Source organism: Rhodococcus sp. H-CA8f (genome assembly GCF_002501585.1).
Lineage (GTDB): Bacteria > Actinomycetota > Actinomycetes > Mycobacteriales > Mycobacteriaceae > Rhodococcus_F > Rhodococcus_F erythropolis.
The window spans coordinates 5,001,286-5,025,235 of record NZ_CP023720.1 but is presented as its reverse complement, the minus strand read 5'-3'; the positions used below and the strand labels follow the sequence as shown (position 1 = coordinate 5,025,235).

25 protein-coding genes are annotated in these 23,950 nt (G+C 60.6%); 6 read left to right on the top strand and 19 right to left on the bottom strand.

All coding sequences use genetic code 11. The features are described from left to right. Positions 1-31 precede the first annotated feature (31 nt). From CPI83_RS23435 to CPI83_RS23425, 3 genes are all read right to left on the bottom strand, one after another. Positions 32-1,066 (bottom strand): hypothetical protein, encoded by a 1,035-nt coding sequence (locus tag CPI83_RS23435; protein WP_097387774.1) that lies wholly within the window; start codon positions 1,064-1,066, stop codon positions 32-34. A gap of 201 nt (positions 1,067-1,267) precedes the next feature. Next, positions 1,268-2,350: a M48 family metallopeptidase gene (locus CPI83_RS23430; protein ID WP_019747189.1), complete on the bottom strand. Its 1,083-nt coding sequence runs from the start codon at positions 2,348-2,350 to the stop codon at positions 1,268-1,270. A 77-nt stretch (positions 2,351-2,427) separates the two neighbouring features. Further along, positions 2,428-2,631, bottom strand: a complete 204-nt coding sequence (locus CPI83_RS23425; RefSeq protein WP_003945456.1) for a hypothetical protein — start codon at positions 2,629-2,631, stop codon at positions 2,428-2,430. Positions 2,632-2,776: 145 nt separating this feature from the next. On the opposite strand from CPI83_RS23425, the gene CPI83_RS31050 reads away from it, so the two are divergent. Beyond that, on the top strand, positions 2,777-2,932 hold the full coding sequence (locus CPI83_RS31050; protein ID WP_003945912.1) for a DUF6131 family protein: 156 nt from the start codon (positions 2,777-2,779) through the stop codon (positions 2,930-2,932). Here the strand turns inward: CPI83_RS31050 and CPI83_RS23415 are convergent. From CPI83_RS23415 to CPI83_RS23405, 4 genes are all read right to left on the bottom strand, one after another. Next, positions 2,926-4,095: a glutamate--cysteine ligase gene (locus CPI83_RS23415; protein ID WP_097387773.1), complete on the bottom strand. Its 1,170-nt coding sequence runs from the start codon at positions 4,093-4,095 to the stop codon at positions 2,926-2,928. The genes CPI83_RS31050 and CPI83_RS23415 overlap by 7 nt on opposite strands. A gap of 517 nt (positions 4,096-4,612) precedes the next feature. Further along, on the bottom strand, positions 4,613-4,999 hold the full coding sequence (locus tag CPI83_RS30760; RefSeq protein ID WP_139148492.1) for a hypothetical protein: 387 nt from the start codon (positions 4,997-4,999) through the stop codon (positions 4,613-4,615). A 257-nt stretch (positions 5,000-5,256) separates the two neighbouring features. Then, positions 5,257-6,663 carry a serine hydrolase gene (locus tag CPI83_RS23410; protein ID WP_069147091.1) on the bottom strand — a complete coding sequence of 469 codons (1,407 nt, stop codon included), beginning with the start codon at positions 6,661-6,663 and terminating at the stop codon, positions 5,257-5,259. Between the two features lie 184 nt (positions 6,664-6,847). After that, positions 6,848-7,735: an SAM-dependent methyltransferase gene (locus tag CPI83_RS23405; RefSeq protein ID WP_198586314.1), complete on the bottom strand. Its 888-nt coding sequence runs from the start codon at positions 7,733-7,735 to the stop codon at positions 6,848-6,850. A gap of 285 nt (positions 7,736-8,020) precedes the next feature. Between CPI83_RS23405 and CPI83_RS23400 the strand changes: the two genes are divergently transcribed. Beyond that, the gene (locus CPI83_RS23400) at positions 8,021-8,359 is read left to right on the top strand and encodes a hypothetical protein (protein WP_021333190.1); all 339 of its coding nucleotides are present in this window, start codon (positions 8,021-8,023) and stop codon (positions 8,357-8,359) included. 49 nt (positions 8,360-8,408) lie between these two features. Beyond that, on the top strand, positions 8,409-8,894 hold the full coding sequence (locus CPI83_RS23395; RefSeq protein WP_021343112.1) for an RNA polymerase subunit sigma: 486 nt from the start codon (positions 8,409-8,411) through the stop codon (positions 8,892-8,894). A 44-nt stretch (positions 8,895-8,938) separates the two neighbouring features. On the opposite strand, the gene CPI83_RS23390 is transcribed toward CPI83_RS23395, so the two are convergent. From CPI83_RS23390 to CPI83_RS23375, 4 genes are read right to left on the bottom strand one after another with little or no spacing between them, the layout of a single operon-like run. Further along, entirely contained in the window at positions 8,939-9,709 is a 771-nt protein-coding gene (locus CPI83_RS23390; RefSeq protein ID WP_097387771.1) for a glucose 1-dehydrogenase, read from the bottom strand. A gap of 8 nt (positions 9,710-9,717) precedes the next feature. After that, on the bottom strand, positions 9,718-10,293 hold the full coding sequence (locus CPI83_RS23385) for a TetR/AcrR family transcriptional regulator (protein WP_020906470.1): 576 nt from the start codon (positions 10,291-10,293) through the stop codon (positions 9,718-9,720). Between the two features lie 51 nt (positions 10,294-10,344). Further along, positions 10,345-10,872, bottom strand: coding sequence for an SRPBCC family protein (locus CPI83_RS23380; protein WP_020968645.1), 528 nt, complete (start codon positions 10,870-10,872; stop codon positions 10,345-10,347). Positions 10,873-10,922: 50 nt separating this feature from the next. Then, entirely contained in the window at positions 10,923-12,110 is a 1,188-nt protein-coding gene (locus tag CPI83_RS23375; protein WP_097387770.1) for an alcohol dehydrogenase catalytic domain-containing protein, read from the bottom strand. A 185-nt stretch (positions 12,111-12,295) separates the two neighbouring features. On the opposite strand from CPI83_RS23375, the gene CPI83_RS31045 reads away from it, so the two are divergent. Then, a complete protein-coding gene (locus CPI83_RS31045) occupies positions 12,296-12,442 on the top strand; it encodes a hypothetical protein (RefSeq protein WP_019747202.1) in 147 nt (48 codons plus the stop codon). Positions 12,443-12,592: 150 nt separating this feature from the next. On the opposite strand, the gene CPI83_RS23370 is transcribed toward CPI83_RS31045, so the two are convergent. The 5 genes from CPI83_RS23370 to CPI83_RS23345 all read right to left on the bottom strand — a co-directional run bounded on the left by CPI83_RS23370 (position 12,593) and on the right by CPI83_RS23345 (position 17,317). Further along, positions 12,593-13,231 carry a PAS and ANTAR domain-containing protein gene (locus tag CPI83_RS23370; protein WP_019747203.1) on the bottom strand — a complete coding sequence of 213 codons (639 nt, stop codon included), beginning with the start codon at positions 13,229-13,231 and terminating at the stop codon, positions 12,593-12,595. A gap of 168 nt (positions 13,232-13,399) precedes the next feature. Next, entirely contained in the window at positions 13,400-14,275 is an 876-nt protein-coding gene (locus CPI83_RS23365; RefSeq protein WP_097387769.1) for a haloalkane dehalogenase, read from the bottom strand. Between the two features lie 646 nt (positions 14,276-14,921). Next, complete coding sequence (locus CPI83_RS23355; protein ID WP_097387768.1) at positions 14,922-15,536, bottom strand: hypothetical protein; 615 nt, start codon at positions 15,534-15,536, stop codon at positions 14,922-14,924. A 49-nt stretch (positions 15,537-15,585) separates the two neighbouring features. Then, on the bottom strand, positions 15,586-16,374 hold the full coding sequence (locus tag CPI83_RS23350; RefSeq protein ID WP_097387767.1) for a hypothetical protein: 789 nt from the start codon (positions 16,372-16,374) through the stop codon (positions 15,586-15,588). Positions 16,375-16,444: 70 nt separating this feature from the next. After that, complete coding sequence (locus tag CPI83_RS23345) at positions 16,445-17,317, bottom strand: hypothetical protein (protein WP_097387766.1); 873 nt, start codon at positions 17,315-17,317, stop codon at positions 16,445-16,447. Between the two features lie 369 nt (positions 17,318-17,686). Between CPI83_RS23345 and CPI83_RS23340 the strand changes: the two genes are divergently transcribed. Next, the gene (locus CPI83_RS23340; RefSeq protein WP_031331360.1) at positions 17,687-19,063 is read left to right on the top strand and encodes a wax ester/triacylglycerol synthase family O-acyltransferase; all 1,377 of its coding nucleotides are present in this window, start codon (positions 17,687-17,689) and stop codon (positions 19,061-19,063) included. An 18-nt stretch (positions 19,064-19,081) separates the two neighbouring features. On the opposite strand, the gene CPI83_RS23335 is transcribed toward CPI83_RS23340, so the two are convergent. The 3 genes from CPI83_RS23335 to CPI83_RS23325 are packed head-to-tail and all read right to left on the bottom strand — an operon-like array spanning position 19,082 to position 21,407. Further along, positions 19,082-19,495 (bottom strand): PPOX class F420-dependent oxidoreductase, encoded by a 414-nt coding sequence (locus tag CPI83_RS23335; protein WP_030537614.1) that lies wholly within the window; start codon positions 19,493-19,495, stop codon positions 19,082-19,084. A 55-nt stretch (positions 19,496-19,550) separates the two neighbouring features. Beyond that, positions 19,551-20,417: a hypothetical protein gene (locus CPI83_RS23330; protein ID WP_097387765.1), complete on the bottom strand. Its 867-nt coding sequence runs from the start codon at positions 20,415-20,417 to the stop codon at positions 19,551-19,553. A gap of 12 nt (positions 20,418-20,429) precedes the next feature. Then, on the bottom strand, positions 20,430-21,407 hold the full coding sequence (locus CPI83_RS23325) for an HAD family hydrolase (RefSeq protein WP_051253136.1): 978 nt from the start codon (positions 21,405-21,407) through the stop codon (positions 20,430-20,432). A 177-nt stretch (positions 21,408-21,584) separates the two neighbouring features. Between CPI83_RS23325 and CPI83_RS23320 the strand changes: the two genes are divergently transcribed. Continuing rightward, entirely contained in the window at positions 21,585-23,945 is a 2,361-nt protein-coding gene (locus CPI83_RS23320) for an arylsulfatase (RefSeq protein ID WP_097387764.1), read from the top strand. Positions 23,946-23,950: the final 5 nt, after the last annotated feature.

Below are 23,950 nucleotides of genomic sequence, written 5' to 3'. Positions count from 1 at the left end.
TCGCCCCCGAATCTGATCATCAGGCCGGTGTTCAGGGGTGCCGAAGTATCGCGCCGTATCCGTCGGCGAGAACGAGGCGTTCGTCGATCTGTACCAGCTCGGTGCCGGTCCCGATTGCGATGTAGGGGAGTACGCGATCGGCGGGCCCGATCAGCTTTCCACTGGTGACTTCCTTGTCGTCGGGATCGGTGAGCAGCAGTGTCTCGACCTTGCCCTGTTCGAGGGCGTCGAGGACGCGTGCGGTCCCGTCGATGGAGAGGCCGGAGTCCCGGCCCTGCTCTGCGACGTAGCGTTCGGTTTCCCCATCCATTCTGCGCAGTCGCTGCGTGTCGATCAGTTCACGAATCGACTTCGACACCTCGGCGGGTGTCGAACCGACTGAACGCGAACCTTTTTCGACGTCCACCACCCGTAGCGTCGACGGTAGGAGCTGTGCAAAAGCTTTGCGGGACTGTACTTCTCCGATCACGACCACCAGTGCGACCTTGTGTTCGCGGGCGAGCGCCGCCGCGCGCTCCACGGCCTGTGTCAGGTTCTTTCGGATGTTCTCCTCCACGAGGCTTTGGCTGTCGGTGTACCGCTCCTGGCCGCCCACGTGTGCCTTGTGGACCGGGAAGCCGTCGCCGTCTACCGTTTCGCCGTACACGTCACGCCCGCGAGCATCGCGCACGCACAGGTCCGCGCCGGTGTGGTCGACCTTTGCGATGAGGAACGGTTCGGTGTCGTATCCGTGTGCGATCAGTGGAATCAAGTAGGGCAGTTCGCCCAAGGTCGCGATGGTGGAGCCGGCAGGTTCGAGCAGAATATCGTCGATCAGCACTGCCTCGGATGTGGCGACGATCGCGCGTCCGGCGCGACCTGAGATGCCGTGATGGTTGTCCTTCACCTCGTCCAGTCGCGCGATCAGCGATTCCGATGCTCCCTGTTTCGTCAGTTGATTGCGCATCGAGCGCCATTCGAGTTCGAAGCGCTCGCGTGCATCTTCCCGGTTGCGGACGTCTTCGAAGTACACGGAGGCAAACGGGCCGTCACTCGAACCGACCTTCTTCAGCCGCCCAGCATGCATGTCGGCTCCCTTCTGTAGTGGTCCTATGCCGCGTACCCGACAACTGGTGATTCGACACGACCGCTTTCAGTTCGCACGTTTGTTCGACTGCTGGTACTGTCTGTGAACGTGAGGGTGGTGCAGAGGGAAGCCTGCATCACCTTCACGCCAAGAACCCGGGACCTGCCGCCGACTGCCTTCGGTGGCAGGTCCCGATTCTGCTTAATCGGCGTCGTCAGTGCCCTTCGACCTGTCGGAACTCTTGCGCCAGTGAGTGAATCGTTCCTTGATGTCCGTCGCTACGTCGCCGACGCCGTTCCCGACGGCGCCCACGGCACCGCCCAATCCGCTACCGATGTCGCGCACCATCCGGACCAAGGGGTCTTCCGACTCGTCGAAGTTCTGCTTGTACGTCTTGGCTGCATTCTTGAACTCGTCGCTGATCTTCGCTCCGTCGTCATCGCCGCGGCGGGGGTAGTTTCCGCGCAGAATCGCGGCGTAGTCTCCGCTGTCCACCCACTTCTTGAGTTCGGCGGCGCGAAGCACCGAGAACGGGTGAGAGAGCAGTTCGATGTTGAGGAGCTTGAGTACACCGTCGCGGAGGTCGCCGCTGGCGTCGTACTCGGCGGCCTGGGCAAGAAACGCGTCGATGTCGATTTCACTGACTCGGGATCCGCCGGCCAATTTCATCTGCACGCGAATCGCTGTGTGTACGTCCTGGCCGCACAGTAGTCCTGCACGATCGCCGGACAGTTCGGACTTGCGTTGCCATTCCATCAGGGCGGCGATGATCGCGCGCAGTGCCCATCCGCCGACCGGCAGCCATCCGATGGTTCCGGCCAGTCGCATCAAATGCATCAAGATAGTGCGATACACGGCATGGCCGGACAGTGCGTGGCCTAGTTCGTGGCCGATGATGAACCGTTGCTCCTCGTAGTTCATCACGTCCAGCAGACCAGTAGTGACCACCATGAACGGCTTGTCCATGCCGATGGTGAAGGCGTTGACCATCGGGGTCTGGAGTACGAACAGCTCTGGTGTCTCGTCGGCCTGCAGGATCTCGACGCAGTCACGGCGCAGATCGTTCAGGTCACTGAACTGGCGTTCGTCGACTCGCACTGACGTGGCGAGGTACATGAGGCGGTGCTGACGTTCTTGGAGCAGTCCGGACAGCGTCCGCAGAACAGTGTCGAACCCCCGAAGCGTCCGGAGCGTCACCAATGCGGCCCGATCGGCTGGGTGTTCCCACGCACGCGAGCTGATGTCCGGGAACTCGATTCGGGTGCGATCTGGTGCAGTGGTCATGGTGGCCCCTCACTTCGATGTGTGTCGACTCACCTCCAGGGTAACGACTAGTCGGTTTAGCGCGGATTTCCGGCAGCTCACTCGGTGGGCTGGGGGAGCGTGCAATCCGTGACTTTGGGGTTGACGCCGAAGTAGTTCAGCGGGCCGGCGATGACCGTGAGCGCGATGGTCCCGACGCCGGCGCAGTTGGTCGGCGAACTGCTGTAGTAGCCGCGTTGGCCGGCCGCGACGGCCCCGACTATCAGCCAGATCAGAACGATCAGAGTCACAATTCTCATCATGGCGGGCTCGATTCTTCAAATATTATGGTGCCCAGCGAAATACCCGGTCAGAGTGGGTATGAAACGCTCAGCCGACGGGTATCCCTGATGTATGCGGCTCGAGGCGGGCGTATCCGCCCGAGTGAACGCACTGAAGGAGCTTGTGATGATCATCCTCGGCGTAATCCTGCTGATTATCGGTTTCGTGGTGAACATTCCGATCCTCTGGACGATCGGTGTCGTCTTGTTGGTGATCGGAATCATCCTGTACGCGCTGGGCGCGGCCGGGCACGCTATCGGTGGTCGGAGGCATTACTACTGATCAGGGGTCGACCCGTCATGCGTATCCGTGCCCGTCGGGACGGTGCGCTCAACCGCACGTGCGATCAGTTTCCGCAGGCAGACCTGGCGAAGCGTTCGCTGTTGCCAGTCGCTGCCGCCGCCGGTCACGCATTTGTCGCGCAGTGCTGATTCCACGCTCGTGTACTCGCCTGTCTCGTCGAGGGAGTCACGGACATGGATCAGGAGTCGGTGCAACTGTTCCGTGGCCGAGATTCTTTGTGTGGTAACCGGATCGATCGACGCTCCCAGGACGCCTTCCTTCGCGGACACCCAGGTTGCGAGGCGGAGGTTCTCGAGGGAAGTGCGCGGAGCGACGACTCCTCGTTCGACGGCGCGCAGTGCAGTGGCGACCAGCGCGCGCACAAGTGCTGCAAGCAATACGGTGTCGTCGACCGTCGGCTGAACGTCGCAGACCCGGATCTCGACGGTCGGTAGGTGGCAGGAAGGCCGGATATCCCAGTAGGCCATCCGCTTGTCGAGCATCACGCCGCAATCCACCATCTTCGCGACCGCGGTGTCGAAGTCCCCGGCGGTCTCGAAGTACGGCGGCGGCCCGGCGACGGGCCACCGGGACCATTGGATCGCCCGCCAACTCGCGAAGTCGGTGTCGACTCCTTGGTGGATACGGGAGTTGGCGCTCAGTGCCAGCAGGGCAGGCAACCAGATGCGCACGTGATTGCAGACCTGCACGGCCTCTACTTGATCAGCGACGCCCACATGGATGTGGCAACCGCAGATACTTTGTTCGGCGGCGAGGGCGCCGAAGTGTTCGCCCATCTGGCGGTAGCGAGGGGAGTCGCTGATCTCGAAACGCGAAGGCCCCGAAAGCGGTGCGCCGACGGCCAACAGCCTGCAGCCGTTCAACTCTGCCGCTTTCGCCGCGAGCCGACGCATGTCGATCAAGTGGGTTCGGAGTTCGTCGATGCTCTGGCACACGGGAGAGTTGGTCTCGACTTGGCAGCAGGACAACTCGAGCTGAAGATCCAAACCGAGTGTCGACGCGGTTTCCGCAACCGCGGCATTGTCGGTGGACGGCAGCCAGGATGTCGGGTCGACGAGGATGAATTCTTCTTCGACGCCGACGGTCGGGGTCGTCGATTCGTAGCGGCCAGCGGTGGATCCGGTCGAGCAGGTGGCGCCCATGCTCGCGTCTACCCGGTCGGTCGAAGGCGGAAACCGACCCGAGGAAGCCCCGTTCTCGTCGGGAGAACGGGGCCTGTGGTCGGTCTTGCCAACATCTCGGAAGCGTCAACGAGCCCTTGCACACCGTATGAATCTGGGGACTGGCGTGCCTGGGAAAACGTACTGTGTCGGACTCGGTAAAACGAGACCCCAAGGCATGTCTCACCCCCGATTTCACCCTCATGCGAGGGTGCCTGCACGCCCTTCGTCGAGGCGCGGATCGTGACCTGGTGGCCTGCGGCGGTCCAGTCGCGGTTTATCCGTGGGGCCGCCTTTATCGGGCAGATTTCGAGAAATACGAACCCATCTAAACTAACGTCCAGCATTCGGATGTGAAGTTCTGGCGAAGTGTGGGGACTCGGTGAGTCAACAGACATTTGATCAGTTAATCGCGTGCACAGTATCCACTGAAGATATGTAATTTTCGAACTGGTATTGCGCTTCATCTGCGAGAATATCCAGTGGTCATGGGTGAAAGTCAGAAGGTGGGAGAAAGTGCCTGGGTTTGTGTTGCTAACGGTTCGTTATCGTCGCCGAATGCCCACCATGTATGTGGATGGCGCCTCTTGGAAGCGGGAAAACTGCGTGTCATCCGTGTCGCAACTTCCTCTGCCTTGTGGTCTTGGATTGAGAGTTTCACCAGGAGGATCTTTCGTAATCGACGCGTCCGGAAATTTTTCTCAAGATTTACCCACTTGCGAATTAGGGAATTTAATGGGTTGTGGAAAGTGGAAATATTGCGGGTGGGAGCTGTTATTTGCGGTGATTTGCTCATATCTTGCTGAGTGAGATATTTGCAACCGAGGTGCCACGTGGTCGAGAAATAATGCTTTTCATGCTTTACATTGGAAATTGCAAGATGCACGTTTCATCCTCCAGTGTTAAACGAAAGGACGAACGCAATGGGTAGCTTGGAAGATTTCGACATCGCGGCACTTCTTCAGAAGGTCATCGCATTCTTCGACGGATTCTCGTCGGACGAGACCGAGCCCCCCACGGGCTAAGACTTGGCGAAGCCGCTGTGCATCCGGATGACACTGGAAGCACAGCGGCTTCTCTGTATCCGGACCTCATCTGTCAACCCAGTCGGAGACTGTCGCGAAATCTCAACCTTCTATCGTTCTAGCTGGTCGCATCCTTCTGGATCAGGAGCATCGCGTCGTCGACCGGATCGAAGTACAGAGCCGGATCGGCAACCAGGGCAGCGTCGTCACCATGAGTTTGCATGGTGACGACCCAGGCGCGATCGTCGTGTTCCACGTAGTAGGCACCCGCAAGGACCCCGATGGAGCTGCCGCCCTTGAATCCGCCGTAGGTGAACCATTTCGCGGACTCGTCACCGAGCGCCGGATCTTCGGCCAGTATGTCTCGAACCGGTGCACCGCTCTCGGTCTTCGCCATCTCTTGCAACGAGACCAACGCGGCACGCAGGTCGGCGGGCGAGGCGAACCAGTCGATGTCGAAAGGCCATGCGGGGGTGGTGAATGCTGACGCCGGGATGTCCACCAGGCCGCCAGGTAGTGCCGCCAGTATTGCTCGACGCTCGTCTGGGGTTCCGTCGCGCCAGGCGATACGTTGTGCGCCATCGTTGCCCCAGCCGAGTTGGAACAGTGCGCGGGTCGGCTTCAGTGGAATGTTGAGCGAAGGATCCGCCATGCCCATCGGGGCGAACTCGGCCTCGACCTGCTCGCGCCCGACAGCAGCGATCAGCATGTCGGTGGCGGTGTTGTCGCTGATCGAGATCATCTTGCCGGCGGTCTCCCGGACCGTGACTTCGGTTCCCGACGGCAGGTCCTGCATTGTCCCGCCGGGCATCGACTTGAGGTCGTCGGTGATGGTGAGCTTCTGATCCCACGAGAGTGTCCCGTTCTGGACAGCCGTCGCGACCGCGCCGAGAACGTACAGCTTGATCGTTGACCCTGTGGGCTGTGGTGAGGTGTCGCCGACGCCGAAGACTTCGGCGTTCTTTCCGCCGGTGACCTCGGTGACGGTCAAGTTCGTCGGCGCGGGAAGTGCTTTGACAGCTGCCTCGAGCTCTTGCCACGATGCGGCAGGCACATGGTCGTCTTTGGTCGGTGTTATCGCCATTCCAAGGACCAACCCGTTGCCGTCGACGACGACGTTTATGTCGAACGCGCCGCCGGTGGTACTGGTGATGGAAACGGTGCCGTCGGTATCGCCTCCCTTGTAATTCACTGTTGTCCAGGGCTGTCCGGCTCGGATGGAGTCGAAGTCCGGAGGCGTCAGGACAACTGGTGCGGTGGGTCCGAAGTGCTCGGCGATTTCTTCCTGGGGCAATGGCGCGCTCGTGTTGAACGCACTGAGAAGCCAGCTGATCTGCTTGCCGACGGGGCTGTCGGGGATCGTGACTGTCGTGGGTGTCTCGGTGGCGGAGACCTTTGTGCTGTTGTCCGAGGTTTGTGCAGAATCCGGCCCGGAAGTACATGCGGCGAGGGCGAATACCGCTGCGGAGGCAAGTGCCACCAGCGTGAGCGGGCGACTCTTCCTGCGTGTGTGTTCGAGTTTCATGGACTCATTTCATCAGCGTTCTCTTCGGCGCGCGTCCGTCTGAGGTGTAGACGTACTCAGCCTGAAGTACTGAATCGGTTCATCCTCGAGTACCGTCAACTACTTGTCGTGGTGACACGCATAGTGAAGCTGGACAAAACGGAGAAATACTGCACCCGAGTAACTTTCGTGAGGACTGCCCGAGTTAGTTCTTGGTCGCGGCCAGGAAAGAAGGCTGCGTCGACAGTGCGGCGATCTCTTCGGGGAGATCAGGAATCCGGCGATCGTACAGATCTGCCAACTCCATCGAGCTGAAGCGTCGGACGGTCCAATTGTGTTCAGTGAGCCACCGGCCTGGATCGGATCGTTTGTCGCTGTAGAACAGTTGCGAAATGTCCAGGTCTCCGAACGGGTTCTCGGCAAAGTACTTGGATCTGATGGTCGCCAGCTTCTTCGGGTCCGTGCCGGCCGGAAAGTCGTTCACTGCCAACCGACTACCAGTGGCCGAGAGTTCGTCGATCCGCTCGAACAGGGCGTCGTGGGCCGGGCCGGGGAGATAAGCGAGCAGGCCTTCTGCGGACCATGCAGTAGGTTCCTTCGGATCGAAACCCGCCTCCGCGAGCGCAGCCGGCCAGTCGTTGCGCAGATCCGTAGGCACAGTGCGTCGATCAGTTTTCGGCTGGGCGTCGCGCGCCGCGAGCACTTCGGCTTTGAACTCCAGTACCTTTGGTTGATCTACTTCGAACACTGTGGATTCTGAGTTCCAATCCAGCCGGTACGCACGCGAATCCAACCCCGCCGCAACGATTACCGCCTGCTTTACTCCGGATTCGGTTGACGACAAGAAGAATTCGTCGAAGAACCTGGTTCGCAATCCCATGAAACCGCCGAAGGGTGTGTCGTCGAGGAGTGCCGGATCTTTCAGAAGAGCTGTGAAATGCGGCTCCGCTGCAGCTTCTACGAACCACGATGCGAACTTGTCTTCGATGATCGCGTCCGAGCGGGCGCTTTCCAATGCGCGGAAGGTCGCCACTGCAAGCGCGGTGAGTCCGACGCTACTGACGATGTCCCACGTATCTCCATCGCTCCGCATTTTCTGGGTGTCCTTCCGCTCTGGACGACTGAGCCGAACCCTCTCGACTTTACGCCCGAGCGACCCCTTGCCGCCTGGAACGGAACGGTCGGAACTGGGGCGCGAACAACAACGAGCCGGCATCGGAACATTTTGTAGTGCAAGGCGTTCGGTTTGAAGTCAGCCCTGCCAGGAATCTGCCAGGGTTGTGCCAGTGGACGGCCAGGATGCAGGACTTCACTGGTGTGTGCCCCGTTCGGGACAGCCAGAGAGCGTCTGGAGAAATCTTCGGAGAAGGGATCGATCATGACACGACTATCCGCACCGGAACAACGTAGGAAGTACTTCTGGACCAAGCTCGCGGTGACGGGTGCGGTATTGACCGTACCCATTGCCGTGCTCGCCGCACCGGCCTCGGCAGATACTGTGAATCATGATGTAACACAGGCCGATAACAGTTGGTACGGAGATCAGGGGGGCGATCACTCGCACGATTGGGACCGTGGTGGAAACGGCGGCTGGAACCAGGGTGGTAACTGGAATCAGGGCAACGACTGGGGCAATCAGAACCAATGGCAAGGCGGGCAAGATCAGGCACCCGCGCCGACAGTGAACCCCTTCGCCGGACTGTTCGGATCCAGCTGATCCCCCGGCTACACGACGAATTTCGGGTCGAGAGAGAGATTGTAAGCCCATGTTGCAGGAAGGCTCGCTCGAGATGTTGGCCGCCGCGGCACGGAGCGGTAGCCATGAAGCCTTGACCGATTTGTACGCAGTGTTTCGCCCGATGGTTGTGCTGCGGTGCCGCGCCGAGCTTGATCGGGCCGTCTCCGACTCCGCCGCGGATGCTGCATGCATCTCTGTTCTCACGGCAGTTCGTGACGGATCGGCGGCGAATCAGCCTTTCCTGCGCCTGCTGTACGTGAGTACAAGCGTCGCGATTGCTCGGGCGGCATCCGACCGGTTCAGCAGTGGGCCGCTCCCGCCTTCAACAGCGCTCCCGGTTGTCGAACGCGATGTCCTGGTGTTGCGGTTGATCGTCGGCCTCGACAGTGAGGCGACGGCAACATCGCTCGCCCGTACGACCGGCCAGGTGTCACTCGACCTGCATCGTGCGCTGCAGCGCCTGCGAAAGTTGAGTTCTCCGAATGCAATCAGGGAGACGTTGGTATCTACCTGAGGACGTTCGGAATGCGCAGGTTCAGGCGGGAACGGATCCCTGCCTTACCGGCCGGCGATGTATTCGATCGACGGTCCGGCGGTCCAACCACCGTCGACGGCGATCTCGGAACCTGTTGTGTACGAGGCATCGTCGGAAAGTAGGTAGGTGACCGCACCGACCAACTCCTCCGGGCGACCGACACGGCGATACGGATTGTTGGGGAATGCGCCCTCTTCGAGGCTGATGCCCGTCGGCGCAGTCATGGGGGTGAGGACCATGCCGGGGTGTACGGAGTTGACCCGAATCTTGTCGCGACCGAGTTCGACGGCGGCGATCTTGCTCAGCCCACGCACGCCCCACTTGGCTGCGCCGTAACCGCTGGTCAGGGCCATGCCCATCAGGCCGGCGGCCGAGGAGATGTTCACGATGGATCCGCCGCCTGCTGCCTTCATGAACGGCACCACCGTGTGGATACCGGTGTGTACGGACACCAGGTTGATCTGGATGATGCGTTGGAACGTCTCGAGCGGTTCTTCGGCGACCGTCTGGCCGGAAGCCGAGATTCCGGCATTGTTGACCAAACCGTTGATCGCGCCGAATTCGGATACCGCGTACTCGGCGGCGGACTTCCAAGACGTCGGATCGGTGACGTCGAGGTGAACGTAACGTGCTGCGTCGCCGAGAGATTCGGCCACTGCTCGGCCGTCGTCGTCGAGTAGGTCGCCGATGACGACGCGGCCGTTACCCGCGACGATGCCGCGCGCAAACGCTTCGCCCAGGCCGCGTGCGCCGCCAGTGACGAGAACGATTTTTCCGGAGAGATCCTGAGTCATGATTGTTCCTAACCTGTTGGTGTTGCGAGATATGGCTTCGAGAACGCGCCGAGCGCGCGGGTGATGGCCTTGGGTGCGGGGGTCCGGAGGTCTGCCATCTCGCGCAGTGCGGCCACTACCGCCAGTGTTGCCTGGCCCGAAGCCGCTGTCGTGTCGAGCGAGCCTTCTGGCCGATCGATCAGACGTGCAACTTCTGGGCGGATCAGTTCCATCGTCTCGAAAGTTGCTGATTCCCAAACTCTCCGGAGCGCCGCGTCGCCGAAGATGATGGGCATCAGTGACCGAGTCATCGGCTCGAAGGACTCGCCGACCGATGCGATAAAGGCCGTCTTCACTGCCGCTGAGAGTCCGAATTCGCGGGATTGCGCGCTGAGGGCGGTGGCAAGACTGCGGTTTCCCTCGTCGAGCATCGGCCAGATGCTCTCTTCCTTGGTGGCAAAGCAGCGATAGAAGGTGCGCTCGGAGATTTCTGCCCGTTCGGCGAGCTCCGCGATGGTCGTCGAAGTGTCGCCGCGTTCGACGAAAGCGGCAGCGCAACTCTGCGAGACGCGGAGAAGTAGTGCAGTGCGGCGGGCTGTTGCCATATCCGCACTGTACCAAAAGTGGCAGAAACTGCCACAAGCTGTGCCGGTCGGTCAGCCGGTGCTGCCTTCGATGCCGGATACCTCCTGCTCAACGGCGCTCTTGATGTTCAGCAGCGTCTTGCGGATGTTGCCGCGCTGAAAGTCGGCGAACGTCATTCCGCCGGTGGCAACCTTGTCGAATATGTCGGCCGCAAAATCCGGCCAGCCCCGTCTGTCGTCGATCCACGTTTCGGTAACTCGGGTTCCACCGGGGACGGGCTGAAATCGGTACCGCCAGGTTGCAATAGCGGCAGAGATCCGTGGCGTGGCAAGGCCGATCTTGTGAACACGGAATTCGAACAGTTTCCCGGTGTCGGCAGCGGTGACGGTGCATCTTGTGGTCCACTGCGCGCGCCCACGTTTGTTGTGCCCGTCGAACTCCATACCCAGGAAAGCGCTTTCGCGGTCTCCCCGCAAGGTAGCTCCCAGGTTTTCGGGACTCCAGTCGCCCATGCGAGTGGGATCGCTGATGAGCTCGTAGAGAGAAAGCGCGTCGACATTGACGACGACGCTGTCGGAGACGGTGAGTTCGCGAGCCATTTCGGTTTCAGTTTCTTTCTGTCGAACGTGGATGGAATCGGTGCTGATTATTACCCGTGCGGTTTCAGTTGGATCTTGACCGCGCCTTCCTGCTTTTTCTGAAAGATCTCGTAGGCGTGTGGCGCCTGATCGAGCGGCAGCTGATGAGTGGAAAAGGTGTCGACGCCGAGTGGGTCGTCATCAGTGAGCAAAGGCATGATGTCGTCTACCCACTTCTTGACGTTCGCCTGACCCATCCTGAGCTGAATCTGCTTGTCGAACATAGTCATCAGCGGCAGTGGATCAACCATGCCGCCGTATACACCGATCAGAGAAATCGTCCCCCCGCGCCGAACGATGTCGATGGCCGAATAGACCGCACCGAGTCGATCGATTCCTGCGTTACGCATCGCAGGCGCGGCAAGAGCATCGGGAAGGAGTCCGACGAACTGCTGCGCGAGCTTTCCGATCGGAGACCCGTGAGCTTCCATTCCGACAGCATCGATCACCGAATCGGTTCCACGGCCGTTCGTCGCATCTCTGACTGCGTCACCGATCTTGCTGCCGTAGTCGTCGAGATTGAGGGTTTCGATCCCGCGTTCGGCAAGGCGTGCAAGGCGTTCGGGTACACGGTCCACGCCGATTACTCGAAATCCCTTGTGGTGAGCGATGCGGGCCGCCATGTCACCGATCGGTCCGAGACCGAGGATGGTCACGGACCCACCCGGCGGGATGTCGGCGTATTCAACCGACTGCCCGGCTGTGGGAAGCACGTCGGAGAGGTAGACGAATCGCGAATCTGCGGGACCTTCGGGAACTTTGATGTGTGTGAAATGTGCTTGCGGTACTCGAAGGTACTCGGCCTGCCCGCCTGGCACCGAGCCGTACAGCTCGGAGAAGCCGAACAACGCTGCGCCCGTTCCCTGATCGCGGACCTGAGTCGTCTCGCACTGTGTGTAGAGGCTCGAATCACACATGAAACAGTTGCCACACGAGATCTGGAACGGGATCACGACGCGGTCGCCTATCTCGAGATTCGTGACTTCCGAGCCGACTTCTTCGACGATGCCCATCGGTTCATGACCGAGAATGTCGCCGGCATTCATGAACGCACCCAGAGTCTCGTACAGGTGCAGATCGGATCCGCAGATATTCGTCGTGGTGACCTTGATGATCGCGTCACTGGGTTCGACGATCTTCGGGTCCGGAACCGTATCGACGCTTACTTTTCGTTTGCCTTGCCAAGTCACTGCGCGCACTGGGATCGACCTCTCATCGCGGAAATGCTGTTCGCAGTCACCTGCCCGAAAGCGCTGAAATGCAAACAAAACCGGTGAGGGTTGCGGGAAGTGCTGAGAGCGTTAGATTGAGAGGGAGGCGGGCCGAGGCTCCTGAAAGGCCGCACGCCGTATGACTGACAGGACCGAATGACGGGGATGACCGCATGACCGAGAAAGACAACAACGACCAGTCGCCCAAGGGTGGGCACCCAGGGCCCGTGGACAAGGGCGGCGACGGCGGAATGGCAACTCGAGAACAGGCGCCTGAACTGGTCGAGGAGACCTCCGAGAAGAAGTCTGACGACAAGTAGTTTCCTTTTACTCCGCGTTGGGTAACAACGGGGATAGGCCGCATCGGACCGTCCCGGAATCAATGCGGGCGAGGTTCCTCGAGGTTGAGCAGCCAGCCACGGGAACCGCCTTAAGCATCTCCCAGTTCGTGGTTCAGCCGGGTTAGAAGTTCAACCCTGTAACAGCAAGTGATCGAACCGGGTCCGCAGAAGTGTCGGGACCCGGAAATCGTCCAGCGTGCGAACTATCAACTGCTCGGCAACATCCCTGAGTTTCACGTTGGTCTCCTGCGAACGCCACACGAGGATGTCGAAAGCTCGATCGGCAGAGATTCCGTAGATCACCATGAGCATGCCTTTGGCTTGCTCGATCACCCCGCGAGAAGCAGTGATTTCGTTGACCAGCACGTCGACAGATGCTTTCACCGTGCTGTCCAGGGTTTCGGTGACGTCGATGTAGAAGCCTGAGCTGCCGACCACAGCACCCGACTCGTCCACGACGCTGTCGCCGACGACGATTACCGAGTGAGTGTCCCCTGCGGTGTCGATGATGCGGTGGCGGCTGCTGAACGGGCCGCCTGAAGTGCGGATGGCGTGCAGTGTTTGGGCAACGTGTCTTCGGTCGTCGGGATGCTTGTGCGCGAGCATCAATTCCGTCGTCGGAGCCACTTGGTCGGGTTCGTATCCGTGAATCCGTGCGACTTCGTCCGACCACTCCCACCGGTCGCCGTTGCGGTGATAAAGAAAGCCGCCCACCCGGTGTGGAGCCCCCGATCCCGACGTTCGCCCCAACCCGTCCTCGTTCACCACACACGCCCCCTCGTTCTCGACCTCGTCCCAACCGGCGTACTCGCCAGTTAGTTATATCGGACAAATCCGGCGGAGGTGGTGTCGGTCCCATATTTCGGAGCACCGTCTGGATCGCTACCGCATGGGTCGGGGAAACCGGCGCTCAGAGTACGTGGCGACGGTCCCACTTCAGTCGCGGCTGAAGCAGTGTTGCCGCTGTGTCCATTCGGTGATCGCCGCCGCGATGGCCGCAGGCTGATCCTCCGGGGCGAGATGTCCTGCGGGACCGCACTGTTTCACCTCGAGGTTTGCGATATTCGATCGGCTCCACGCGACTTCGTCAGGTCCGATCATGAGAAGTTCGGCGGGGCCGCTGAAGGTGAGAAGGAGTTTGGGTACCTCGCTGCTTTCTGCGAGCCAATCGCTGTACGCCGCCACTCGTGCATTCACGTCGCCGGGACTTCCTTCGACGGGGAAGGACCGTGGCCACTCGAGAAGGGGCCGGCGACTCTCCGGCGAGGGGTAAGGGGCGCGATAGGTTGCAGCATCGGTTTCGGACAGTTCTCCGAGAACTGTTCTGTGAAGCGCAATTTCGAGGAAGAAGTTTTCGTCGAGTACCTTGGTCTCGCCGATACCGGGAGCTCTCAGGGCCTCGACCCGCGCTCGTGCGTCTCCCGGGAAGTGCTCGTCCCAGGTCATCGGACGCAGGATCGTTTCGAAGAAGGCAACACCTCGAACGCTTTCGGGATGGCGGGCAGCCCAGTCCAGTGCAAGTGCCCCGCCCCAGTCGTGTCCGACGAGTACGACGTCGTCGAGATCCATCTGGTCGAACCATGCGTCGAGGTAGCGGGCGGTGTCGAGAAAACCGTAGTCGATTGGCGGTTTGCCCGACGCGCCCATTCCGATGAGGTCAGGGGCAAGCGCTTGGCCGAGATTTCCTATCTGCGGGAGGATGTTTCGCCACAGGTAGGAGGATGTGGGGTTCCCGTGGATAAGTACGAAGGGTGTTCCGTCTCCGCACGAGCGGTAGGCCACAGTCGAGTCGAGCACGGGAATTGTGGGCATTGCGACTCCTCAAATAGTTTCCATGTACCCTAATTTAGATAGTAGCCATGTATTCTATTTGAATGCAAGATCGAGAAATATGGACGACGGGGTCGCTGGTGTGGCACCTTGGCTTGCGCTGGCGGGCGGGGGTTGACCGAGCGATCGCGCACCTCGGGTTGACCCACGCCCAGTATTCGGTGCTCGCGTCTCTCCATGGTCTGGTGAGTGCGGGGGAGAGGCCTAGTCAGCGAGAACTCGCCGCGCACACGGGGTTGCAGCGAATCTACATATCCAAGCTCGTGCGAGCGTTGGAGAAGAGCGGGTTTGTTGTCAGCGAACGAGACAGTCGCGATGCGCGAGCCGTTTGCCTCGATCTCAGTGACGAGGGGAAACGAGTCATAGAACTCGCTAAAGACATTGTCCGCCAATTGGATGCAAAGAATACGGAAGTGCTGACGAAAACCGGTGGGCGGGAACTGGCCGAGCTCCACCGCGCCCTCGGTGCGTTACTCGACGCCACCGAAGCAGGAGATGGATAATGCGCCGGTCCGCTTCGTGGCGCAACCGATGGTGATCGTGTGCTGACTCGGTCCATAGGACGTTCGTTGGGGGAGCGACGGAAGCGTCGATCCCCCAACGAGCCCTATTGTCTAGCTGTCGATCGTCACGGTGTCACGTTGATCGGTGTGGCCGATGCGAACTGCAGTGTGCCGGACATGGTTGCCGTGCCAGTGGCCGCGGCGGGGCAGACGGGCCCGGTGCCGGTACGCGTGTAGTTCACAGTGCCGGTGTTGCTTGCAACGACGCGCTGGTTGGGAATATCGAATGGTAGCGGTCCGATAGTGCTGGCCCCGACGGTGACTGTGCACGTGGATCCGGGCATCGTGACGACTGCGCCTCCTGCAGGAATGACCAGGGATCCCTGGACCGATCCGGTGTCTGCCGAGACGTTCAATAGCCACGAGCCGGAGGTCGTGACCACAGCGGGTAGGCCGTTAGCCTTGCACCCGGTCAGGCTGGGGGTGCCGATGTTTACGTTGATCCCGCCCGTGCCGGTGGTGGAGTTACCCGGCGCCGCTGGGATGGTTCCGGATCCCGTCGTGCTGGAGCAGGTAAGCGTGATCGTGCCAGTCTTGATACTGAGATTGCTGCTCGAGGCAGTCACGGCTTGTCCCGCGGGAGTGACGACGGTCGAAGCCGAAGCGGTGCCGGCTGCGACCGCGATCGCGGCTACTGCGGCAGCTGTGACGAAGGTGGTGCGGCGAACTGCATGGGACATCGATATCTCCTTGTTGTCGGTGATACTTCGTGAGTCGCCGGTGCTTGCTCTACTGCGTCCGCAGGCTGTCGGCGCCGATGTTGAACACATCGCTTGTGGTGGTCAACGAGTTGTGACCACTCGAAGACGGAACGTTGGCGCGAAGATTGACTGCCCAATTCAATGCGCCGAACAGTCCGCATCCAGATGCGCCCGGTACCGCGAACGTCTGGTCGGCGTGCGTCACGTTTCTGACGGCGGCGGTATCCGGAAATCCTGGAACTTCCTCCAGGACACCATTTTCGGACACTCCGAGTTTGAACATGATCGGGTTGCTCGCAGAACCCAGATAGCAGTTGCCGCCCAGCAAGGGGTTGGAGATCTTCAATCTTGCCGGAAGTGTGACACCGAGTTGGAATGCGTCGACTGTCGGCAACGCGACCGGTTCGACTGTTGCCTTGATGGTGGTCAAGCCGCCGGGGAACGGTCTACCGAGCCCGAAGATTCCTCCTGGTACCTCGATGGGGCTGGAATAGACGCCTTTGGTGCCGTCAGTGGGAGGAATGAAGATCTGGTCGAACCCGAATTCTGCGTCGGGGTTCTCGCGATAGGCGACACCGCCGGCGATATTCAACGAGCCGGAAGGAATCGGTACTTTGAGCCCGTTGATGTTCATTTCGCCGCCTTTGACGACGACGTCGACACAGGTGCTTGTCTCCGGATTTGCTATCGGGCACTTTCCCCAGCCCCCGAACGGCGCATTGGGCAGCGGGGCCGCCGTCGCGGTAGACACCGCCCCGAGAGTGAGGACTGCCGCTGCGACGACGGCGAGCGCGGCTCTGAATCGTATTGTGCGCATGGACAAGTGAACTCCGTTTCGAGGTGGCAATCTGTCGTCGATGACGGTTCTGTGGCAGTGGGTTGGATTGCTAGTTGGCGCTACGTTCGGCAATGACGGCAGCGGGTTCGGGTGAGCCGGCCGGCTGTGGCCTGAGGCTGTCGGCACCGATGTTGTAGACGTCACTCGTCGTGGCGAGGGAGTTGGACGTGGTGGACGAGGGAAGCCCGGCGCGCCAGTTGACGATTGGATTCAGAACGCCGAACGGGCCACATCCGGAAGCTGTCGGGACGGCGAAGGGCTGTCCGGTGTGCCCGGTGTTTCGAACGACGGCAGTATCCGGGAAACCTGGAACCTCTTCGAGGACGCCGTATTCGGTCACATCCAAGTTGAGTTGAACGGGGTTGTTGTCCGAGCCCAGGTAGCATTTGCCGCCGAGGAGAGGGTTCGCGATCTTCAATTTGACGGGTAGCTTCACGCCAAGCTGAAATGCATCCACGGTGGGGAGTGCAGACGTCGACTCGACGGTGGCCGAGGCCTTGTTCAGTCCGAAGAGATTGTTGAATGGTAGGTCGATTCCGAGTGCGCCCCCGGGGATGTCGATAGGTTCGGCGTAGATCCCCCGACTGTTGTCGTTCGGTGGGATGAAGACTTGGTCGAATCCGAATTCAGCCTCTGGATTCTCCCGGTATGCAACTCCGCCTGCGATGCGCATCGCCCCGGCGGGAATGCCGACGGAAAGCTTGCCGATCTTCATGTTTCCGCCGGTAACCGTGACGTCCATACAGGTGCTGGTCTCGGGATTGTCGATCGGACATGAATCCCAACCGCCGAAGGGGATCTCCGCTGCCGGGGCGGCTCCTGCAATACCTGCTGACAAGCTTCCCACCGCTGTGACGGTGGCGAACACAGTTGCGGTGGCGAGTGCGCCGAAAAGCCCACGCGACGTCGAACGTCGGGACATGTATTTCTCCTTTGGTTACAACCGACCAGTCGGGATTGTGATGATGAGTGACGGTAGTCACGTGTAACTTGGATGTACAGACAATTTGAAACAATTCCGACAAAAGTATTACTGCGATCGCCTTCGCTACTACTTGTGGCTGTGAGGATTGAAATTTGTTGCAGTGCTCTGTGTCTCGTCATTCACCCACGAATCTCTGTGAGGTGCTACGACCCGAAAAGGCGTTCGTCGACGGGAATATCGGACTCCTGTCGAAATCGAGGGGGCAATGTTTTGTCGGAGTCGCCAATGTGGGAAGTCAGGGCGAGTAACTTTGTCGAACAGCGGCTGATCGGTACTCCGGGCAGCTGCCCGAGAGAACGGATCGCCATGACGCTGATGCTGCCGCTCGACTCGATGTTCCTGCTGATGGAGTCACGAGAGCATCCCATGCACGTCGGTGGACTGTCGCTTTTCGTTCCGCCGGAAGGAGACGACGGCGAATTCGCCAGGTCGCTCTACCGTTCGCTCACCGACGTCGACTCGATTCGCCCCCTCTTCCGCCGCAAGCCGGTGCAGTTCTTGTCGAACTTCGCGCCGGTGCGTTGGACGGAGGACACGGATGTCGATCTCGAGTATCACGTCCGGTTGCTCGCGCTGCCCAAGCCGGGACGAGTCCGCGAATTGCTCGAGCTGACCTCCATGCTCCACGGCACGCTGCTCGATCGGCACCGGCCGCTGTGGGAGGCGTACGTGATCGAAGGTCTCGCCGACGGCCGAGTTGCCGTGTACATGAAGACGCACCATGCACTCATGGATGGTGTGTCTGCTGTTCAGGCGTGGTACCGCAGCCTCTCGTCGGACCCGCTCGATCGAGAATCGATGCCTCCGTGGGCGCAGCGACCTTCTTCGGGGCGGGTTCGAGCCAGTCGCGGGCTGGACCTGCAGAGGCGGGTGGGCTCCGTGATCGAGACCGTGCAAGATGTGGTCGGGGTGGGCCCAGCGATTGTGAACGCCGCTGCCTCGGCGGTGAAGGACCACGTCGCACCGTTACCGTTCGCTGCTCCGAAATCGATCTTCAACGTCCCGATCACCGGCGCGAGGCGTGTCGCCGCGCAGTCGTGGCCGATCGAGCGCCTGCGCAAGGTCTGTTGCGTTGCAGACGTGACGCTCAACGATGCGGTGTTGGCTATGTGCGCGGGCGCGCTGCGGCGTTACCTGATCGAACTGGACGAGTTGCCGGACAAACCGTTGATCGCGATGGTGCCGGTATCACTTCGTAAAGGCGATGAGGGTGAGGCTTCCGGCAATGCTGTTGGTGCGGTGTTGTGTGATCTGGCAACCGAATTGGCGGATCCGGCGGCCAGACTTCAGAGAGTTCACGACTCGATGAGTAGCGCCAAGTCCCTGATGTCGGGCCTGACGCCCCTGCAGATCACGGCGCTCAGTGCATTGAATGTTGCCGGCCTCGGGTTGCCGCTGATCCCTGGTTCATCCCGACTGATCACCGGGCGCCCAGTCTTCAATCTGGTGATTTCCAACGTCCCCGGCCCGACGACGACGCGATACTGGAACGGCGCGAAGCTCGAGAGCTGCTATCCGGCATCGATTCCGTTGGACGGGCAGGCAATGAACATCACCGTCATCGGCTACGCGGACACCATGCAGTTCGGTCTCGTCGGCTGCCGCCGCAATGTTCCGCACCTGCAGCGGCTCCTGGGCCACCTCGAGGAATCACTGAGTGAACTCGAAGCCGCCGCAGGCTGATCAATTCGATTCGGGCATTCAGACGTCACGTCCGTTCACGACCAACTGGTGGACGTCCAGTTCTTTGTCGTCGAGGCCGAAGCTGATGATGCGTTCGGGGTGGATACGGATGATCGGTGCGTCGAGACCATGCGCACCAGCGCCCGCAACATCCAAAGCCTCTGCCCGTCCACGGATTTCGACGCACCTGACCCGCCATGGATCTACAGATGCGATGTCGTCCACGACAAACGCGACCCGCCCGTTCTCCGCGACGTTGTGAAACTTACGGCTGCCCGTCATGTTGTAACCGCTGATGTCGATCGTGGCTGTATCCGGGTTGTAGTGGAATCCGACCGGACTGACTTGCAGCGTTCCATTCCGTTGAACCGTCGCGAGGCGTCCGAGAGTCTGTGTGGCCAGGTAGTCGAGTTCGATTCGGGTGAATGTCATGAAATCACGCTAGAACCTGAACTGCTGTAGAGGTCAAGATCTCCGAACGTGCAACTCATTCCGTCTCGTCAAGGCCCTCTTCTGCTTCGTCGACCCGGCGCTCGGCTTCGCGAAGCTCATCCTCGGACTCTCGAACCGCGACGCCGGCAGCCTTCTCGGTGTTCTTGGCGAACTGTCGTTCCTGTTCTGCGTGTTCGAGATCGGCGCGGAGTTCTTCGATGCGGCGGTCGAGGTCGGACAGCTTTGACCTGGCATCCTCGAACTGGGCGGTCTCGGCCTTGACCCGTCGTCGGATTTTCTCGAGGTCTGCCCTGGCTTCCGTCAATTCTGCTTTCGCCTTGGCTTGTTCGGCCTTGTGATCCGGAGCAGTGGATTTGGCCGGAGCGTTGTCTTCGGTGTGGATCGCAGGGGCATCGTGTACGGAATCCTCCTCCACTACAGCAAGTCCCGCCGGCCCGAAACCGCTGTAACTGGCAGCGGTCACAACTCGTCCGAGTCGGACCTGCGCGGCAGTCTCCTCGTCGGACAGGGCGGCATTGAGGGTCTGCGCGACATCACGTAACGCATCCTCACCGGCATTCTTTCCACGCGAAGCCGCGATCTCACCGGATTTGTGGGCGAGACTTCGCACCACCTGCTGCCTCTGTGTCGTCAGCCGTCGCAAGTCCTGACCTGAGAGATGGCGTTGGGCGTCGCGTAGCGATTCGCCAAGCGCGAGAAGTGCATCCAGATCTTCGGATAGATTGCGCGAAATGAGATTGACCAACCATCCCACGGTGGTTGGCTTCCGAAGTTTTCCGATCTCCGCGGCCAGTGTGCGGTCGTTGTCCTCCCGGGCAGCCTTCACATGCTTTGTACGCGCCTCGACGAACTCGCCGGGGTCGAGGCCGTAGAGTTCGTCGGCGACATCATCGAGGGTCACACGTCCATACTGTCATTCGGCGAGTGGTTCGAAGACTGTCTTCCAGTCGTTTTTGATGCTCACCACTGTCCACCCGTTTGTGCGCGAGGCGTCGAGTGCGTGCTCGGCTCCGTCCACGTAGTCGAACTCGCGTTCCGGATCGTCATGGAGCACTAGAAGACGAAGTGCCGGAATGTTCGGGTGTTCGGCGAACTGCAACATAGGTAGGTCACCGTTGCTGTTTCCGGCCGCGATGACGGGTCGTCGACCGATTCGGTTCCATATCTGTACGGGCTTGGCCGGCCCGTCGTCGACGACATCGGTTTGGGGCTGACGAAGGATCGTGCCGCTGTGGCCGTCGTCCTTCCACGTCAATGCCACGCCGCTGCCGATGACGCGATCTCGGGGGATGCCGTAGACCTCCTGACTGATCGGCCGCATGAAATCACGTCCGCCGCCAGAGACTATGTAGTTGGAGAAGCCTTTGGCCGCAAGGTAATCGAGCAACTCCACCATGGGCGAATAGCTGCAGTGCAAATATTTGCGATCGAGAGTGGGATGCGAAGCAGTGCGCAGGTAGGTATCGGCGTGGGTTTCGAATTCGTCGACTGTGACTTCGGCGAATGCCGCCAGGACACCGGCCGCGAGCACCTTCAGTGCGCTGTCGTCGCCGCGATAGTGCTTCGAGATCACATCGTTCAACCAGGCGTAGTCCTGCTCGAAGGCCGCCTGCCACGGTTGACGGTTGCGAAGAGTCGGATCCTGGTTGGTCATCTCGACGAGGCGGCGCAAGATGAAGTCGAGTTGGATCGGCATCGGCTTCTCACACCACAGGGTTCCGTCGTTGTCGAAGACTGCGATCCGGTCTTCCGGTGCGATTTCGTCCGGACTTCCCTCAGTCGTCGCGCGTTCGACGAATCGCCTGATGGCTTGTTTCGACGTGCCGTCCTGCCAGCTCGGAAGCGGGTCAGGGTTATCGGAGGTGGAGGCTTCAACGAATTGACTGCTCATGTGGTCCCTGGCTTCCAGTGAGGTGATGACAGACCCGGCACTTTCATACTCGGACCTCCTGCCGAAGATGGCATCGCCCATTTCGGGCGACAGCGCTTCGGTGAGCACAATCGGGGTATGCGATTGACCATGCAGCCGTAGAGGCTGGCATTCAGATCACCTACAAGGAGCCAGGTCATGGCCAACGCATTCAAAGGCGTCGTCAACCTCGATATTCGCGATTCGATTCCCGACTGGAGCCCGTACGAGCAGCCGAAGGCTGCCGCCGGCACGCCGAACATTCTCTACATCGTTCTCGACGACGTCGGATTCGGCGCCTTGGGTTGCTACGGGGGACCGATCGAGACGCCGAACATCGACCGCATCGCGGGCAACGGATTGCGGTACGGGCAGTGGCACACCACAGCGCTGTGCTCACCGACGCGATCGTGTCTGCTCACCGGCCGGAACCACACGACCAACGGAATGGCTTGCATCAGTGAGTGCGCGGTCGGGTTTCCCGGCGGGAACGGTCACATCCCTCCCGAATGTGCCACGCTCGCCGAGGTTCTGGTCGAGCAGGGGTTCAGTACCGCGATGGTCGGCAAATGGCACCTCTGCGCCGAAGACGAGATGAATCTTGCTTCCACGAAACGGAATTGGCCGGTCGGTCGCGGATTCGAGCGGTTCTACGGCTTTCTCGGTGCCGAGACCAATCAGTGGTATCCCGACCTCGTCCACGACAACCACCCCGTCGAACAGCCGTCGACGCCTGAAGAGGGGTATCACTTCAGCGTCGACATCACCGACAGAGCGCTCGAATACATCGGCGACGTGAAGTCGATAGCTCCGGACCGGCCTGTATTTCTCTACTACGCACCCGGGTGCGCACACGCTCCACATCACGCGCCCCGCGAATGGGCCGATCGCTACGCGGGCAGGTTCGACGCAGGGTACGAAGCCATGCGGGATGAGATTCTGGCGAGGCAGAAGGACATGGGACTTGTCCCGAACGACACGACTCTGCCCTCACTCAACCCGATAGGCACTCCTGACACCCGCACCGGACCTGACGGCGAACCGTTCCCGCCGCTGGATTTCACCCGCCCCTGGGACACCCTCTCCGCTGACGAGCAACGACTGTTCTCACGGATGGCGGAGGTGTACGCGGGCTTCCTCTCGCACTGCGACGATCAGATCGGACGCTTGCTCGAATACCTCGAAGAAATCGAGCAGCTGGACAACACGATCATCGTGGTGGTTTCCGACAACGGTGCCAGCGGTGAGGGCGGACCCGACGGATCAGTCAACGAGAACAAAATCGCGAACGGGGTACCCGACGACCTCGCCGAGAACCTGGCAAAGCTGGACGAGTTGGGCAGCACCGAGACGTACAACCACTATCCCAACGGGTGGGCGATGGCGTTCAACACGCCCTTCAAGATGTGGAAGCGGTACTCGTTCAACGGCGGAACCTGCGACCCCTGCATCATCTCGTGGCCGGAGGGCATCGACGCCCGAGGCGAGATTCGAGATCAGTACCACCATGCCATCGACGTCGTCCCGACTCTGCTCGACTGCGTCGGTGTCGACTTGCCCGACACGGTGAAGGGATACACCCAGCACCCGATCCAAGGCGTGAGCATGCGGTACAGCTTCGACGCCGGCAACATCCCCACCGCCAAGCACACCCAGTTCTATTCGATGCTCGGAGGACGAGGGATTTGGCATGACGGGTGGAAGGCCGTCACCACGCACCCGACTCTGAGCGGGTGGGGTCATTTCTCGGAAGACACCTGGGAGCTCTACCACACGGAGGTGGACCGAGCCGAGCTCCGGAACCTTGCCGGCGAAGAACCCGGCAGGCTCGCCGAGCTCGTGGGGTTGTGGTTCCACGAGGCCGGCGCCAATCAAGCTCTGCCACTGGATGATCGGTCCGGCGTCGAACTCCTCACCACACCTCGCCCCCAGCTGGCTCCGCCGCGCAACCGGTACGTCTACCGTCCAGGGGGAGCCGAGGTACCGGAAGCCGTCGCTGTCAACCTTCGTAATCGTTCATACTCGATCGGGGCAGTTGTCGACTTGGCCGAACCGGGTGCGGCCGGTGTGCTGTTCTCGCATGGCGGCAGGTTCGGTGGTCACTCGCTGTACGTCAAGGACAGCCGACTGCATTACGTGTACAACTTCCTCGGCAGTGAACAGCAGAAGATCGATGCCACCGAAGACCTTCCCATCGGCGAAAATGTAATCTTGGCAGCAACTTTCGACAAGGAAGGTGAGGATCCGCCGGGCACTGCGCACGGGGTGCTCGGCCTCTACTACGGCGATCGGAAAGTCGGTGAGGGCAGAATCCGCACTCAGCCAGGCAAGTTCAGCATCGGCGGTGGCGAAGGGCTCAATGCAGGCCGTGACAGCGGGGAGCCTGTGACCGACGACTACCCGGGTACCTCACCATGGGCGTTTACCGGTGGAACGCTCAGCCGGGTGGCGATCGACGTCAGTGGGGAACCGTACGTCGACCTCGAACGCGAAGCAGTGGCGATGCTCTCGCGTGAATGACAGAT